Source organism: Streptomyces sp. NPDC088725 (assembly GCF_044751305.1).
GTDB lineage: Bacteria > Actinomycetota > Actinomycetes > Streptomycetales > Streptomycetaceae > Streptomyces.
Genome location: NZ_JBIVLO010000001.1, coordinates 501,222 through 515,808 on the forward strand (window position 1 = coordinate 501,222; position 14,587 = coordinate 515,808).

Consider the following 14,587-nt stretch of genomic DNA (forward strand, 5'->3'; position numbering starts at 1 on the left):
TGAACGGTCCCGCAACGAGGAGGACACATGACGTCAGCCAGCCCGACCGCCGGTCCGGCCGCCGGTCCGGCCGAGCAGTTCCGGGTGGCCAGGGACTTCCTCCTGGCCCACGCGGAGGACTACGCGACAGCGTACGAGGGGTTCGTCTGGCCCAGGCCCGAGCGGTTCAACTGGGCGCTCGACTGGTTCGATCAGCTGGCCAGGGACAACGACAGGACCGCCCTGCACATCGTCGAGGAGGACGGCCGCGAGACGGTCGTCTCCTTCGCCGAGATGGCCCGGCGCTCCAACCGGGCCGCGAACTGGCTGCGCGGGCAGGGTGTGCGGGCCGGGGACCGGATCGTCGTCATGCTCGGCAACCAGGTCGAGCTGTGGGAGACCGCGCTCGCCGCGATGAAACTGCGGGCCGTCGTCATTCCCGCCACCCCGCTGCTCGGCCCCGCCGACCTGCGCGACCGCGTCGAGCGCGGCCGGGCGGCGCAGGTGATCGTCCGTCACGAGGACACGGGCAAGTTCGACGGGGTCCCCGGCGACTTCACCCGGATCGTGGTGGGCGGCGCGGCTCCCGGCTGGCTGGCGTACGAAGCCGCGTACGACGAACCGGAGACCTTCGAGCCCGACGGCGTCACCCGTGCGGATGATCCGCTGATGCTCTACTTCACCTCCGGCACGACCGCGCGTCCCAAGCTGGTCGAGCACACCCATGTCTCCTACCCGATCGGCCACCTCGCCACGATGTACTGGATCGGGCTGCGGCCCGGCGATGTGCATCTCAACATCGCGTCACCCGGCTGGGCCAAACACGCCTGGTCGAACCTCTTCGCTCCCTGGAACGCCGAAGCGACGGTCTTCATCCACAACTACACCCGGTTCGACGCGGCCCGGCTCATGGCCGAGATGGACCGGGGCGGCATCACCAGCTTCTGCGCCCCGCCCACCGTGTGGCGGATGCTGATCCAGGCCGACCTGTCGCAGCTGCGGACCCCGCCGCGCTCGGTCGTCGCGGCCGGCGAACCGCTCAACCCCGAGGTGATCGAGACGGTGAGCCGAGCATGGGGCGTGACGATCAGGGACGGCTTCGGCCAGACCGAGACCGCCGTGCAGGTCGCCAACTCGCCCGGCCAGCTCCTCAAAGCCGGTTCGATGGGCAGGCCCACGCCCGGCTACCGGGTCGAACTCCTCGACCCCGTCACCGGCGAGCCGGGCGCGGCGGAGGGCGAGATCGCGCTCGACCTCTCCGCCCGTCCGGTCGGCCTGATGACCGGCTACCACGGCGATCCGGAGCGTACGGCCGAGTCGATGGCCGGTGGCTACTACCGGACGGGTGATATCGGCGCGCGCGACGCTGACGGGTATATCAGTTATATCGGCCGATCAGATGATGTATTTAAAGCCTCCGACTACAAGATTTCGCCGTTCGAGCTGGAGAGCGCGCTGCTGGAGCACGAGGCGGTGGTGGAGGCCGCGGTCGTCCCCGCGCCGGATCCGCTGCGGCTCTCCGTACCGAAGGCGTACGTGGTCCTCGCCGAGGGCTGGGAACCGGGCCCGGACACGGCCAAGGTGCTCTTCGCCCACTCGCGCGCGGTCCTCGCGCCGTACAAGCGCGTCCGGCGAATCGAATTCGCCGAGCTGCCGAAGACCGTGTCCGGGAAGATCCGGCGGATCGAGCTGCGCGAGGCCACGGCGGCGGGCTCAACGGCCGAGTACGACGAGGGGGACCTGCGATGACGGCGGCGAACGGCGAGGCGGCGGCGGAGAGCCGGGCCAGGCTGTCGTACATCCACGGCACCGGGAACACACCACTGCTCGGGGACACCATCGGAGCCAGTCTCGACCGCGCGATCGCCGCCTTCCCGGACCGCGAGGCGCTGGTCGACGTACCGTCCGGGCGGCGCTGGACGTACCGGGAGTTCGGCGCCGCCGTCGAGGAGCTGGCGCGGGCGCTGCTCGCGAGCGGGGTGGCGAAGGGCGACCGGGTCGGGATCTGGGCGGTCAACTGTCCGGAGTGGATGCTCACGCAGTACGCCACCGCCCGTATCGGCGCGATCATGGTGAACGTCAACCCGGCCTACCGCGCGCACGAGTTGGAGTTCGTACTCAATCAGTCCGGGATCTCGCTGCTGATCGCGTCCCTCGCGCACAGGACCAGCGACTACCGCGCACTGGTCGAGCGGGTACGCGGCCGCTGCCCGCTCCTGCGGGCCGTGCACTACATCGGCGACCGGACCTGGGACGAACTGCTGTCGGCGGCCGGCCGGGCCACAGCGGCTCAACTGGCTGATCGCGAAGCATCGTTGTCCTGCGACGACCCGATCAACATCCAGTACACCTCGGGCACCACGGGCTTTCCCAAGGGCGCTACGCTCTCGCACCACAACATCCTCAACAACGGCTATTTCGTAGGCGAGACGGTGGGTTACACGGAGCAGGACCGGGTCTGCGTTCCCGTGCCGTTCTACCACTGCTTCGGCATGGTGATGGGCAATCTCGCCGTCACTTCGCACGGCGCGTGCGTGGTGATCCCCGCAGGCTCCTTCGACGCGGACACGACTCTGCGCGCGGTGGAACAGGAGCGCTGCACTTCGCTGTACGGCGTACCGACGATGTTCATCGCGGAGTTGAACCTCCCCGGCTTCGCCGCGTACGACCTCTCCTCGCTGCGCACCGGCATCATGGCGGGCTCGCCGTGCCCGGTCGAGGTGATGAAGCGGGTCGTCGCCGAGATGAACATGGCCGAAGTGTCGATCTGCTATGGGATGACGGAGACCTCGCCGGTCTCCACGCAGACTCGCCGCGACGACGACCTGGAGCGCCGCACCGGCACGGTGGGGCGCGCGTTGCCGCACATCGAGGTCAAGGTGATCGACCCGGCGACCGGTGTGACACTGCCGCGCGGCGAGCCGGGCGAGCTGTGCACCCGCGGCTACAGCGTGATGCTCGGTTACTGGGACGAGCCGGAGCGCACGGCCGAGGTCATCGACGCGGCCCGCTGGATGCACACCGGCGACCTCGCGGTGATCCGCGACGACGGCTACGCCCAGATCGTCGGCCGCATCAAGGACATGATCATCAGGGGCGGCGAGAACGTCTACCCGCGCGAGATCGAGGAGTTCCTGTACACCCACCCGAAAATCGCCGATGTGCAGGTGGTCGGCGTGCCGGACGAGACGTACGGCGAGCAGATCCTGGCCTGTGTGATCCCGCGCGACCCGGCGGACCCGCCGACCCTGGACGAGATCACCGCGTACTGCCGCGAACAACTCGCGCACTACAAGATCCCGCGCCGGGTGGAGAGCGTGGACGCGTTCCCGATGACCGTGAGCGGCAAGGTCAGGAAGATCGAACTGCGGGAGCGGTTCTCCGGGTAGCCCGCCGCATACAGACGCGCGGCCAGGCATCCAGGCCGAGTTCGGCCTCCGCGCGGCGAATCTCTCGCAATCCGTCGGTGAGTTCGTCCTCGGCAAGCGTACGGAAGCCGAGCCGCGCGTAGTACGGGGCGTTCCAGGGGACTTCGGCGAACGTGGTGAGCGTGAGCGCGGTCAGTCCGGCGCTCGCGGCCCGCTCGGCGAGATGGCCGATCAGGCCGCTGCCGAGTCGGCGGCGGGCGGCGGCGGGGTGCACGGAGACCTGCTCGATGTGGGCGGCGCCGTCGACCTCGTCATGGATCAGATACGCGACCGGGTGGTCGGCGTGATCGACCGCCACCCAGGCCCGGCCCGCGCGCCGGTAGGTCTCCAGCACATCGAGCGCCGGTGGCGCGTCGTCGGCGATCTCGTCCATCCCGACCGCACGGAACCCCGCACCGGCCGCCACTTCGATGTCCTGGAGCAGCGGCAGGTCGGCGGCGGTGGCGGGACGGATGCGCATGGCGCGATTATGGCGCCACGCGTGCCGCGTCCGCGGCGATTAATCGGGCTGCCCCTGCCATCGGCGCGACGACGGCCTGTACGACCCCGGCGAGGCCGCACAGGCCGTCGTCACGCGGGCCCCGGGACTCAGCAGGAGCGGCCGGATTCCGGTGAGTGTCCCGCGCGTGGTGTGCCTATGAGGTGGTGATGTAGCCGGTCTTCACGCTGTCGAGGAACGTGGTCCACGCGTGCGTGGGAACGACAAGTGCCGGTCCGGTGGGGCGCTTTGAGTCGCGGACGGGTGTGCTGTCGGTGAGGCCGAGAGCCACCTCGACGCAGTCGCTGTTGCCGCCGCTGTAGGAGGACTTGGTCCAGGTCAGGTCCGAGCTGATGAGGGTCATGTGATGCTGTCCTTCGTTGGGCTGGATCCCCGAGGATCAGTGGCGAAGACGACGACGGCCCGTACGTCCCGATGGGGTCGTACAGACCGTCGTCACGCGGGGCCGGGATTCACCGGCAGCGGCCGGATCCCGTTGCGTGCCCTGCGCGTGGTGTGCTTACGAGGTGATGTGGCCGGTCTTCACGCTGTCGAGGAACGTGGTCCACACGTGCGTGGGAACGACAAGTGCCGGTCCGGTGGGGCGCTTTGAGTCGCGGACGGGTGTGCTGTCGGTGAGGCCGAGGGCCACTTCGACGCAGTCGTTGTTGCCGCCGCTGTAGGAGGACTTGGTCCAGATCAGGTCAGAGCTGATGGTGGTCACGTGATGGTGTCCTTCGTTCTGGCGATGAGGTCGGCTGAATCGTCGAACGGAAGCGCCGCGGCCCGAAGCCTCTCGAACGCGGCGCTGTAGATCGACACTTCCGCAGGGTCCTCGACGTAGAGCGCGCTCGTCAGGGACTCCACGAGGACGACGTCAAGATCCGCCGTCTCGGGGAAACCCACCAGGGCGAAGCTGCCGGCCAGACCCGGATGAGGAGTGGCCTCCAACGGGAGCACTTGTATCGAGACATGCGGAAGCTCAGAAAGATCGACCAGCCGCTGAAGCTGGTCGCGCATCACATGAGACGCGGCAATACGCGGACGCAGCGCGGCCTCATGGATGATCGCCCAGAACTCCAGCGGCTTCGGACGTGTGAGCACCGACTGACGTGCCAGCCGTACCTCCACGAGCGCGTCGACACGGTCCTGCGGCGACGTCATGTTGATGGCGTCGATGGTGGCGCGGGCGTAGGCGGCCGTCTGGAGGAGCCCGGGGATCAGCGTCGTCTGGTACGACCGCATGTTGCGCGCGTCCGCCTCCAGCGAGATCAAGTCGGCGTAGGCGGGGGAGATCGCGTCGCGATACGTCTGCCACCATCCGCGCTTGCTGCCGTCCTTGGCCAGGCTGTGCAGCGCCGCGCGCTTCGCGTCGTCGGTGACTCCGTAGAGATCCAGGAGCGCGGTCAGGTCGGCGGGCTTCACGCCGATGCGCGCGGTCTCGATACGGCTCGTCTTCGCCGCGTTGAGAGTGGTGCGTTCCGCCACGTCGTCCAGTTTCAGCCCCGCTACCTCGCGCATCCGGCGCAGCTCGGAGCCCAGCCGACGCTTTCGCACGGTCGGATCGCTCATACGCTTTCCCCTCCCCCTTCCTGATGGTTCCTCAGTCTGGCGCTCTGTAAAGCGCTCTCGCCACAGCTTTCCACAGCGCTGACCTCCCCATCGACATTGATATGTAATTTTGCAGACTTCCTCGATGGGCTTGCAATTTATCCCGCGAGATGGTCACACTGAGAGTGCCATACCGAGCACGGCGAGTGATCGCATGCAGGCATTGGAGGTGCTGAGTCATGTCCTACGAGTCCTACGAGCGGACTTCCGGCGGCGCGGGTCCCGGACGGCCCGAGTCGGTGGGCGGCGCGGTCGCCGTGGCCGCACTCGGAGCGACCGTTCACCATTCGGGCTTCTGGCGTCTGCCGCCCGACAGGCCCTCCGGGCTGTACGCGTCCGTCACAAGAGACCTGCTGGCGCGGGTACTTCACGGGCTGGAGAGGTGGTCGTGATGACCGGCGGCAAGGGGCGGCTGCGCCTCTCCCAGCCGACCGGGCAGTCTGGTTCGGACGGTGCGTTGATCGTTCAGAAACCGGACCCCGGCGCGGACGGCGCCGACCTCGTGCCCGGCTCGGCCCTCCGCTGGCCGCCGTGCGAATGCGGGCACGCGGTGCTGTGCCCGGACTACGTCACCACCGAGCCCGATGTGAAGGGCGGAGAGTGAACGGGCCGGCGGGCGGGACGCCCGGTGGACTCCGTATCGGCATGGTCGTCTACGACCGGACGTACGACATGGTCGGCGTCGTTGACGGCCTGGCCGGTCCCCTCGTCAGCATCTCGCGCCCCACCGGGCTTACGTGGCAGAGCCGTTGCATGTCCGTGCGCCCCGGAACGGATTACGAGCGGCGGCAACTGCGGGCGATCGGCGCGCTGCATCAGCTGCGGCACAAGGGCCTGCGCCCGTAACCCAGGGACTCCCGTGCGACCCTCCTGCCGGTAGGGGCCGCTGCGGGACGGGGCGGGTGGCGTCGAGGTCGGCACCTGGCGTCACCCGCTCGTGAATCCTCCGAACTCCGCAGTGCACACTGAAACATGTTCGAGGTGGGACGCAACCCTCGGTCGAATGGACGCGGGGCGAGCGTACGGGCGGCCCCGCTCACCCGCCTCCGGAAATCAGTTCGTCCGCCGGGCCGTTGACCGGTTGCGGAGTGCCCGACAGGTCCAGGACGAACAGCGGGACGCCGAGCGCGTCCGCGCGGGCCCGTGCGTCGTCCGCGTATCCCGCGAGCGCGAAGAAGACGGACACCGTCGAGGTGTTCAGACCGTTGAGCCACAGGCACTCGACGGAGCGCAGCGACGCGGGTGACGTGGTCGGGTCCACCTGGGCGATCACGTCGGGGCTGCGCAGATCGATGCCGGACGCGGGCTGTTCCGCCGCCTGTTCCACACCGTCGAAGCCCAGCCAGCGCAGATAGAGCGCGGCTGCGGTGACCGCGTCGCGTGCCGTGCGGATCGTGCGCGGGCGGAAGGTGGCCCGGGGCGCGGCCGCGGTGCGCGGGAACGGGATGTGCGCGGGCTGGCCCGGGGCCGGCACGGGGTTTGCTTCCGCCGGTCGCGGTGTGTCCGCCGCGTCCGGTCGGCCCGGCTCCTCCACCGGCTGTACCGGTACGCGCAGCACCGAACCGCACGCGCAGCCCAGCTCAGGCTGCGGCCAGTGGTCCTGCCGGCCGCAGGCCGCGCAACGTACGGCCACCCATTCGGCCTCCCACGTCCGGTGCGTGATCGGCTCCGCCGGCGCACCTCTGAGCAGCGGCGGTGATACCGGGGCCCCGCAGGGACACGGATGGACCGACGGGGTGAAGGCGTGATCACGCCCGCAGGCCGGGCAGCGCACCGGGACGCTCTCTCGCATGACACTCATGACGGGCCCCCTTCGGTGGCGCTTCGTTGGCCATCGTCCATCAAGAACGCCGCGTTGGGAGGCACTTCCGGTATCCGTTCCCGGTCTGTTGCAGTGCGGCGGCCCTGAGCTGAGCGGAAGCGCCCGGAGTGACGGCAGGGAGGGTTTGCCGGGGGTCCTCCGCATCGTGGACATCCTCGTTTTCCGGGGGATGCCCTGTCCGGGCCATCACGTGTGCGGTTCATGCTCTGGCCGGGGCCCGATGTCCCGGTACCTACCCCTTACGAGCCAGGTCCGCCGGGTTCGCGCCCGGCGCGTGCGCCGGTATTTCAGTGTTGACGCGGTGTCGCCGGAAGGCGTTAGCTGGGCGAAGCCTGTCCGGCACAGCCCGCAACCGCATCGCCACGCAGTCGCACAGTCACGGAGGCCCCGTGCCGATCGACCCGCCACCGGGCCTCGCCCGGTTCAACGCCTCCCCGGCCGCCACGGCCCTCGCCGCGCTACGTGATGTGTGCGCCAGCCGTGCGTGGGGGACCGAACTGCTCGCCCGGCGCCCGTACCCCTCACTGGACGCGTTCCTCGCCGCCGGTGACACCGCCACGGCCGGACTGACCGACGGTGAACTCGCCGACGCGGTGGCAGGGCATCCGCCGATCGGCCGACCGAAGCCCGGGGACCCCGCCTCGGCGCGGGAACAGCGCGGCATGGCCGGTGCCTCCGAGGAGCTGAGGGCCGAGATGCTTGAACTGAACCTGGCGTACCAGGAGTTGTTCGGGCATGTCTTTCTGATCTGCGCCACCGGCGCGAGTGGTGAGCAGCTGCGCGACGCTCTGAAGGCCCGGCTCCGTCACACGCCCGAGCGGGAACGCGTGACCGTCCGCGCCGAACTGGGCAAGATCAACCGCATCAGGCTGACCCGTCTCGCGGCGGAGTTCGTGGAGGAGTACGCGGCCGAGCCCGCAGCCAGGCCCGCGACCGAGCCCGTGGCAGAAGGAGAGTGACGCCTTGAGCACCGATACCACCGCCTCGGTGTCCACGCACATCCTGGACACCAGCGTCGGACGCCCCGCCGCCGGCGTGGCCGTCTCGCTCGCGGCCCGCAGCGGGCCGGGCGCGCGCTGGGTGCCGCTCGGCGGGTCGAGGACCGACGCGGACGGACGCTGCGCGGATCTGCCGGCGCTGCCGGAATCCACCACCCACGTACGCCTCGACTTCGAGACCGAGGCGTATTTCGTCCACCCGAAGAAGCGAGCAGGGACAGAGCAGGACGTCTCCGCGCCACGGGAACCCGGTGCGTTCTTCCCCGAAGTGGCGATCACCTTCACCGTCACCCCGGGCGAGCACTACCACGTACCGCTGCTGCTCACCCCGTTCGGCTACTCCGTATACCGAGGGAGCTAGCTCATGCCCACCATGCTCGGCCAGAACCAGTACGGCAAGGCGGAGACCCGCGTCGTCAAGATCGTGCGGGACGGCGCCACCCACCACATCAAGGACCTGAACGTCTCGGTCGCGCTCTCCGGCGACATGGACGACGTCCATTACTCGGGATCCAACGCCAACGTCCTGCCGACCGACACCACCAAGAACACGGTGTACGCCTTCGCCAAGGAACACGGCATCGAGTCGGCCGAGCAGTTCGGTATCCACCTTGCCAGGCACTTCGTGACCAGCCAGGAGGCGATCCACAAGGCGCGCATCCGGATAGAGGAATACGGCTGGCAGCGGATCGGGACTTCGGGCGGTGCGGAGGGGGCCGAGCACTCCTTCATGCGCGCGGGCCAGGAGATCCGCGTCTCGCAGATCACCTTCGACGGCGAGCGGTGGCAGGTCATCTCGGGCCTGAAGAATCTGACCGTGCTGAACTCGACCGGCTCCGAGTTCTGGGGATACGCCAAGGACAAGTACACCACGCTGCCCGAGGCGTACGACCGGATCCTCGCCACGGACGTGTCCGCCCGCTGGCGCTACAACTGGACGAGTGACCAGGCGGCCCCGCCGGACTGGGACACGTCCTACGAGCAGGCCAGAAAGCACCTGATCGAGGCGTTCGCCGAGACGTACTCCCTCTCCCTCCAGCAGACCCTCTTCCATATGGGTTCGCGGATCGTCGACAGCCGCGCCGAGATCGACGAGGTGCGGTTCGCGCTGCCCAACAAACACCATTTCCTGGTCGACTTGGAGCCCTTCGGCCTCATGAACGACAACGAGGTGTACGTCGCGGCCGACCGGCCCTACGGCCTCATCGAAGCCACCGTCCTGCGCGACGGCGCCGAGCCGCTGATCCCGCTGCACCTGACGAACATCTGAGCCGTCCCGCACGACCGGCCCAGGCCCGACCCGAGGAAAAGGAACCCGCCATGGCGGCTGCGCGAATCGTCATCGAGAACTGTGCCGTCGCGACCGTGGACGCACACGACACCGAGTACGCCTCGGGGCATGTCGTCGTCGCGGACAACCGGATCGAATCGGTCGGCGCGGGCCCGGCCCCCGCCCAACTGGACGGCGTGGTACGCCGCATCGACGGCAGCGGCCACCTCGTGACCCCCGGGCTCGTCAACACACACCACCACTTCTACCAGTGGATCACCCGCGGCCTCGCCACCGACCACCACCTCTTCGACTGGCTGGTCGCGCTCTATCCGACGTGGGCGCGCATCGACGAGCCGATGGTACGGGCCGCCGCGCGGGGCTCCCTGGCGATGATGGCCCGCGGCGGTGTGACCACCGCAATGGACCACCACTACGTCTACCCGCGCGGTGCGGGCGATCTGTCCGGCGCCATCATCGGGGCCGCGGCCGGGACGGGCGTACGGTTCACACTCGCCCGGGGGTCCATGGACCGCGGTGAGAGCGACGGCGGGCTGCCGCCCGACTTCGCTGTCGAGTCCCTCGAAGGTGCGCTCGCGGCGACCGAGGAGACCATCGACACCTATCACGACGCCTCCTTCGGCGCGATGACGCAGATCGCGGTCGCGCCGTGCTCACCGTTCTCCGTCAGCACCGAACTGCTCAAGCAAGCAGCGGAGTTGGCGCGGCGCAAGGAGGTGAGGCTGCATACGCACGGCAGTGAGACGGTCGAGGAGGAGAAGTTCTGCGAAGAGCTGTTCGGCATGGGGCCCACCGACTACTTCGAGTCGACCGGCTGGCTCGGGTCCGACGTGTGGATGGCCCATTGCGTCCATATGAAGGACTCCGACATCGCCGCCTTCGCCCGTACCGGCACGGGCGTCGCGCACTGTCCCTCCTCCAACGCCCGTCTGGCCGCGGGCATCGCCCGCGTACCCGACATGCTGGCGGCCGGTGTTCCGGTCGGCCTCGGCGTCGACGGAACCGCCTCCAACGAGTCGGGCGAACTCCACACCGAACTGCGCAACGCCCTGCTGATCAACCGACTCGGCGCTCACCGCGAAGCCGCCCTGAACGCCCGCCAGGCGCTGCGCCTCGGCACGTACGGCGGAGCCCAAGTCCTGGGCAGGGCCGACCAGATCGGTTCCATCGAGGCGGGCAAGCTCGCCGACCTGGTGCTCTGGAAGCTCGACACACTGGCCCACGCCTCCATCGCCGACCCGGTCGTCGCGCTGGTTTTCGGCGCGGCGGCCCCGGTCACTCTCTCCCTCGTCGACGGCAAGGCGGTGGTGGAGGACAACCACCTGATCACGGTGGACGAGGACGCCATCGCCCGCGAGACCCGGGACGAGGCCCGGCGCCTGGCGCGGATCGCCGCGCGGGACTGAGCCGGCGGTATGTACGCAGACGGCCTGTTCAGCCCCTCGCGGAGCTGAACAGGCCGTCTGCGTCAGTGCTGTACGGAGCGGCTTCCGCCCGCCGTCAGGCGGTCGCCACGGCGAAGATGTGGATCACACCGCCCTTTGTGGTGTCCGGCAGTGTCACACTCACCAGCTGCTTGCCGGCCTGGAGCGCGATGGGCGCGGTGGCGAAGACGTCCGTGCCCACCTGGTCCGTGCCACCGCCCTGTACATCGCGGTACGTGGTGTGCAGGGCCACGGTGTTGTCGAACGACGGCTCCTCGGAGCCCCCGCCCAGGGTCCAGTCGCTGAAGCCGATCTCGGCCTGCTGGGTCGTGCCGTCGGCGTACGTCAGCGTCGCGGTCCCGCTCGCTGAACCCTCGGCCGCGCTGCCCAGCACACTCAGCTTCGTGGCATCCTCGGCGGCCGGTACGGCGAGCACCTGGCCGCCTCCGACGACCTCGATGTTGTCCGGTTCTCCGGCGGCGGCCTTGGGCCAGGTGAAGTCGAACCCGCCGGCGGAGACGGTGCCACCTGGCTGCGCGCCCGCGTCGGCCAGCGCCTTCGCGGAGTAACTCCAGCCCTCGCCGTCGAAGTTGGCCTGCGGGTTCGTGTCATCCGCCGAGATCCCGGTGCTGTTGACGTTCCACAGCATGCTGTTCTTCGCGCCGACGGTCACCGCGAAGGACGTCTTCGGCAGGGCCTCGCCCGTCGCGGACGACAGGGTCACCGGGACGGTGTAGAAGCCCTCCTGGGTGTCGGCCGACGCCGAGACGGAGATCTTCGCGGCGACCGAGCCGCCGCTCGGCACGGTGAGGTCGCCCTCCGCCGGCGTCACCGTGACACCGGCCGGCGGTGCGGCCTTCCAGTGCACAGCGGTGGCCTTGTCCTGGAGCGTCTGCACCTTGACGGACGTCTCCGCGCCCGCGCCACCGGGCTCGGCCTTCAGCTTCTCCGGGGTGACCCCGGTGAAGAACTTCGCTCCACCGCCCGGGAAGGACGGCGGCGCGTCGGCCTTCGCGCTGCCCCATGAGGTGTTCGGCTCTGAACCGAGCGTGTAGTCCAGAGTGCCGCCGCGGGTGACGAACGAGGCGGGGACCCACGGCTTGCCGGACTTCTTGCCGTTGGTCTTCAGCGACTGGATGTACGTGTTGTCCGCCGACGCCTGCGGCGCGTTGACCGTGATGGTCTTGCCGAGGCCGGTGTGGACCACGGCACGCGGGAACAGCGGCGCCGTCAGCACCAGATCGGCCCGGCTGGGGATCTGCGGGTACATGCCGAGCGCGGAGAAGACGTACCACGAGGACATCGTCCCGGCGTCGTCATTGCCCGGGATACCGCCGGGGGAGTGGGTCCACAGCTGGTCCAGCTCGGCGCGCACCGTCTCCTGGGTCTTGTACGGAGCGCCCAAGTAGTCATACAGATAAGGCGCGTTGATGTCGGGCTCGTTGGTGGGGTCGTAGCGGGTGTCGTCCTTCGCCGAGAAGTCGAAGGCGCCGTCCGGAGTGCGGAAGAAGGCGTCGAGCCGTTTCACGGCCGTGTCCTCGCCGCCCATGGCGCGGGCCAGACCGGCCACGTCGGAGTAGACCATCCAGGTGTACCGGGCGCTCGACCCCTCCACGAATCCGCTTTCGGTGCCCGGTGTGAAGGTGCCCGACCAACTGCCGTCCGCCTTGCGGTCGCGGATGTAACCGCCCTCCGGGGTGGCGTTCGGGTCGAAGACGTTCGTCCAGTTGCCCGAGCGGGCGAGGAAGGCCTTCTGGTTCGCGCGGTCGCCGGTCTGGCCGGCCAGTTCGGCGATGCCGAAGTCGGCCGCGGAGTCCTCCAGGGTCTCGGCGGCGCCGCCCCAGCAGTGGCAGTTGTCGGCGGGGACGTAACCGAGCTTCAAGTACTTGTCCAGCGCCGGGCGCTGGCCGACGCACTCGACGTTGCAGCCCGCGCTGTCGGAGTCGTTCGCCGTCGGGACGGTCGCGGCCTTCACGAGCGACGTGAGGGCGCCCTTGACGTCGAAGTCATGGCCGCCGAAGGCGTAGATGCCGGCGAGCGCGGCGTCCGACGGGTCGCCGGACATCACACTCGTCTTGCCGTTCTCCAGCAGCCAGCGGTCCCACTCACCGTCGCGCTGGCCCGCGTAGTTGAAGAGGGACTGCGCGTAGTCGCTGCCCGCCTTGGGGTTCAGCAGGGTCATCAGCTGCACCTGCGCGCGGTACTGGTCCCAGCCCGAGAACGTGCCGTACTGCGCCTTCTGTCCTCTGGCCAGCTTGTGCGGCTTGCGGTCGGCGCCCAGGTAGCGGCCGTCGACGTCGCTGGTGAGGGTCGGTTCGAGCATCGAGTGGTACAGCGCGGTGTAGAAGGTGGAGCGCTGGTCGTCACTCCCGCCGCTGACCTTGATCTTGTCCAGTTCCCGCTTCCACGTCTGCGTGGCCCGGGACTTGACGGAGGCGAAGCTCTCGCGGGGCGGGTTCTCCGCACGCAGGTTGGCCTCCGCGTTCTGCGGGCTGACGTAGGAGATCGCGACCTTGGCGCCGACCTTGCCGGTCCCCTTCGCGAACGTCACGTACGCGCCCGAGCCCTTGCCCGCGACCGGGTTGCCGGACGAGCTGTACCCCGTACCGCCGGTGGCGGTGGTGGAACCGGGCTGCACGGTCTTGTCCGTCCAGGTGCCGACCTTGGCGAACGGCTTGTCGAAGTGGGCGGTGAAGTAAAGGGTGTACAGGTCCGTGCGGTTGTTCGCGCTCTGCGGACCGCAGAAGTTGCCCGCGCTGACCGAACCGGTCACGGTCCTCTCCGCCGCGTTCACCCGGACGGTGGCGTCGGTGCTGCCGCTCTCCGAGTTGGAGGTACGGAACAGCATGCTCGCGGGCTTGTCGGCCGGAAAACCGAACTGCCCCGATCCGGTCCGGGCGGTGGTGGTCAGCTCGGCCGAAGCCCCGCTGTCCAGGCCGACCTTGTAGTAGCCGGCCCGAGCGGTCTCGTTGGCGTGCGAGAACGTGCTCGCGTACGTGGCGTCGGTGGTGTCGGCGGTGGGGGACGACTCGACGTCACCCACGTACGGCATGATCGGGATGTCACCGTTGGCCCCGGAGCAGCCGACGCCGTTGAGATGCGTGAGACTGAAGCCCCGGATCTTCGTGGCGTCGTACTGGTAGCCGCCGGGCGCGGGGGTGGACACCTGGTTGCCGCGGGAGTTCTGCGGACTCCATGCCAGCATGCCGAACGGCTGCACGGCGCCGGGGTAGGTGTTGCCCGCGTTGGACGAACCGATCAGCGGATCGACGTAGGACACCGTGTCCTTGACCTGACCGCCGCCCTGAACCGCGGCCGGTGTGGCGGCCGAGGCCGGCGAGCCGGTCATGGTGAGTCCCAGGGCCGCCACCGCGGCCACGGCGACGGAGCCGAGAGCCCGGCGCCTGGGGCGTGCCGTCCGGCGTGGTGGTGTGTCTGGCACCGTTCCTGCCCTTCGTTGCTGACGGAAGGCAACGCGACGGGAGAGCGCGTGGCGGATCCCGACAACGTTGTCAAGTGTGGAAGGATGCTCCTCCCGCCGCTACCGGGGTGTCAA

15 protein-coding genes are annotated in these 14,587 nt (G+C 69.2%); 9 read left to right on the top strand and 6 right to left on the bottom strand.

Translation table 11 applies throughout. The annotated features are described in order from the left end of the window. The first annotated feature begins 27 nt into the window (after positions 1 to 27). Positions 28 to 1,728, top strand: a complete 1,701-nt coding sequence (locus ACIP6N_RS02175; protein ID WP_401812112.1) for an AMP-binding protein — start codon at positions 28 to 30, stop codon at positions 1,726 to 1,728. After that, a complete protein-coding gene (locus ACIP6N_RS02180; RefSeq protein WP_401812113.1) occupies positions 1,725 to 3,368 on the top strand; it encodes an AMP-binding protein in 1,644 nt (547 codons plus the stop codon). The genes ACIP6N_RS02175 and ACIP6N_RS02180 overlap by 4 nt, the downstream gene beginning before the upstream one ends. Here the strand turns inward: ACIP6N_RS02180 and ACIP6N_RS02185 are convergent. From ACIP6N_RS02185 to ACIP6N_RS02200, 4 genes are all read right to left on the bottom strand, one after another. Beyond that, positions 3,331 to 3,867, bottom strand: a complete 537-nt coding sequence (locus tag ACIP6N_RS02185) for a GNAT family N-acetyltransferase (RefSeq protein ID WP_401812114.1) — start codon at positions 3,865 to 3,867, stop codon at positions 3,331 to 3,333. The genes ACIP6N_RS02180 and ACIP6N_RS02185 overlap by 38 nt on opposite strands. Positions 3,868 to 4,042: 175 nt before the next feature. After that, a complete protein-coding gene (locus tag ACIP6N_RS02190) occupies positions 4,043 to 4,249 on the bottom strand; it encodes a DUF397 domain-containing protein (RefSeq protein ID WP_401812116.1) in 207 nt (68 codons plus the stop codon). 156 nt (positions 4,250 to 4,405) lie between these two features. Then, positions 4,406 to 4,609 carry a DUF397 domain-containing protein gene (locus ACIP6N_RS02195; protein WP_401812117.1) on the bottom strand — a complete coding sequence of 68 codons (204 nt, stop codon included), beginning with the start codon at positions 4,607 to 4,609 and terminating at the stop codon, positions 4,406 to 4,408. After that, positions 4,606 to 5,457 (bottom strand): helix-turn-helix domain-containing protein, encoded by an 852-nt coding sequence (locus ACIP6N_RS02200; RefSeq protein WP_401812119.1) that lies wholly within the window; start codon positions 5,455 to 5,457, stop codon positions 4,606 to 4,608. Before ACIP6N_RS02200 ends, ACIP6N_RS02195 begins: the two co-directional genes overlap by 4 nt. Positions 5,458 to 5,675: 218 nt before the next feature. On the opposite strand from ACIP6N_RS02200, the gene ACIP6N_RS02205 reads away from it, so the two are divergent. From ACIP6N_RS02205 to ACIP6N_RS02215, 3 genes are read left to right on the top strand one after another with little or no spacing between them, the layout of a single operon-like run. Further along, the gene (locus tag ACIP6N_RS02205) at positions 5,676 to 5,888 is read left to right on the top strand and encodes a hypothetical protein (protein ID WP_401812121.1); all 213 of its coding nucleotides are present in this window, start codon (positions 5,676 to 5,678) and stop codon (positions 5,886 to 5,888) included. Continuing rightward, positions 5,888 to 6,100, top strand: coding sequence for a hypothetical protein (locus ACIP6N_RS02210; RefSeq protein ID WP_401812122.1), 213 nt, complete (start codon positions 5,888 to 5,890; stop codon positions 6,098 to 6,100). Before ACIP6N_RS02205 ends, ACIP6N_RS02210 begins: the two co-directional genes overlap by 1 nt. Next, entirely contained in the window at positions 6,097 to 6,342 is a 246-nt protein-coding gene (locus ACIP6N_RS02215) for a hypothetical protein (protein ID WP_401812124.1), read from the top strand. Before ACIP6N_RS02210 ends, ACIP6N_RS02215 begins: the two co-directional genes overlap by 4 nt. Before the next feature lie 190 nt (positions 6,343 to 6,532). Here the strand turns inward: ACIP6N_RS02215 and ACIP6N_RS02220 are convergent, their stop codons facing one another. Continuing rightward, positions 6,533 to 7,288, bottom strand: a complete 756-nt coding sequence (locus ACIP6N_RS02220; protein ID WP_401812620.1) for a hypothetical protein — start codon at positions 7,286 to 7,288, stop codon at positions 6,533 to 6,535. Positions 7,289 to 7,707: 419 nt separating this feature from the next. Between ACIP6N_RS02220 and uraD the strand changes: the two genes are divergently transcribed. Genes uraD through ACIP6N_RS02240 form a run of 4 tightly spaced genes read left to right on the top strand, consistent with a single transcriptional unit; the run spans position 7,708 to position 11,013 of the window. Continuing rightward, positions 7,708 to 8,277 (top strand): 2-oxo-4-hydroxy-4-carboxy-5-ureidoimidazoline decarboxylase, encoded by a 570-nt coding sequence (uraD, locus tag ACIP6N_RS02225; RefSeq protein ID WP_401812125.1) that lies wholly within the window; start codon positions 7,708 to 7,710, stop codon positions 8,275 to 8,277. Between the two features lie 4 nt (positions 8,278 to 8,281). Continuing rightward, positions 8,282 to 8,677 carry a hydroxyisourate hydrolase gene (uraH, locus tag ACIP6N_RS02230; protein WP_401812126.1) on the top strand — a complete coding sequence of 132 codons (396 nt, stop codon included), beginning with the start codon at positions 8,282 to 8,284 and terminating at the stop codon, positions 8,675 to 8,677. Between the two features lie 3 nt (positions 8,678 to 8,680). After that, positions 8,681 to 9,586 carry a factor-independent urate hydroxylase gene (gene pucL / locus ACIP6N_RS02235; RefSeq protein WP_401812127.1) on the top strand — a complete coding sequence of 302 codons (906 nt, stop codon included), beginning with the start codon at positions 8,681 to 8,683 and terminating at the stop codon, positions 9,584 to 9,586. A 50-nt stretch (positions 9,587 to 9,636) separates the two neighbouring features. Beyond that, a complete protein-coding gene (locus ACIP6N_RS02240) occupies positions 9,637 to 11,013 on the top strand; it encodes an 8-oxoguanine deaminase (RefSeq protein WP_401812128.1) in 1,377 nt (458 codons plus the stop codon). A gap of 94 nt (positions 11,014 to 11,107) precedes the next feature. Here ACIP6N_RS02240 and ACIP6N_RS02245 read toward each other — a convergent pair whose 3' ends face one another. Continuing rightward, positions 11,108 to 14,380, bottom strand: a complete 3,273-nt coding sequence (locus ACIP6N_RS02245; RefSeq protein ID WP_401812622.1) for a GH92 family glycosyl hydrolase — start codon at positions 14,378 to 14,380, stop codon at positions 11,108 to 11,110. Positions 14,381 to 14,587 lie beyond the last annotated feature (207 nt).

Excerpts from the sequence above, each read along its gene's own strand:
- ACIP6N_RS02175 (WP_401812112.1), top strand. The coding sequence starts at position 28 with ATGACGTCAGCCAGCCCGACCGCCGGTCCGGCCGCCGGTCCGGCCGAG.
- ACIP6N_RS02180 (WP_401812113.1), top strand. The coding sequence starts at position 1,725 with ATGACGGCGGCGAACGGCGAGGCGGCGGCGGAGAGCCGGGCCAGGCTG.
- ACIP6N_RS02185 (WP_401812114.1), bottom strand. The coding sequence starts at position 3,867 with ATGCGCATCCGTCCCGCCACCGCCGCCGACCTGCCGCTGCTCCAGGAC.
- ACIP6N_RS02190 (WP_401812116.1), bottom strand. The coding sequence starts at position 4,249 with ATGACCCTCATCAGCTCGGACCTGACCTGGACCAAGTCCTCCTACAGC.
- ACIP6N_RS02200 (WP_401812119.1), bottom strand. The coding sequence starts at position 5,457 with ATGAGCGATCCGACCGTGCGAAAGCGTCGGCTGGGCTCCGAGCTGCGC.
- ACIP6N_RS02205 (WP_401812121.1), top strand. The coding sequence starts at position 5,676 with ATGTCCTACGAGTCCTACGAGCGGACTTCCGGCGGCGCGGGTCCCGGA.
- ACIP6N_RS02210 (WP_401812122.1), top strand. The coding sequence starts at position 5,888 with ATGACCGGCGGCAAGGGGCGGCTGCGCCTCTCCCAGCCGACCGGGCAG.
- ACIP6N_RS02220 (WP_401812620.1), bottom strand. The coding sequence starts at position 7,288 with ATGCGAGAGAGCGTCCCGGTGCGCTGCCCGGCCTGCGGGCGTGATCAC.
- pucL (WP_401812127.1), top strand. The coding sequence starts at position 8,681 with ATGCCCACCATGCTCGGCCAGAACCAGTACGGCAAGGCGGAGACCCGC.
- ACIP6N_RS02240 (WP_401812128.1), top strand. The coding sequence starts at position 9,637 with ATGGCGGCTGCGCGAATCGTCATCGAGAACTGTGCCGTCGCGACCGTG.
- ACIP6N_RS02245 (WP_401812622.1), bottom strand. The coding sequence starts at position 14,380 with ATGACCGGCTCGCCGGCCTCGGCCGCCACACCGGCCGCGGTTCAGGGC.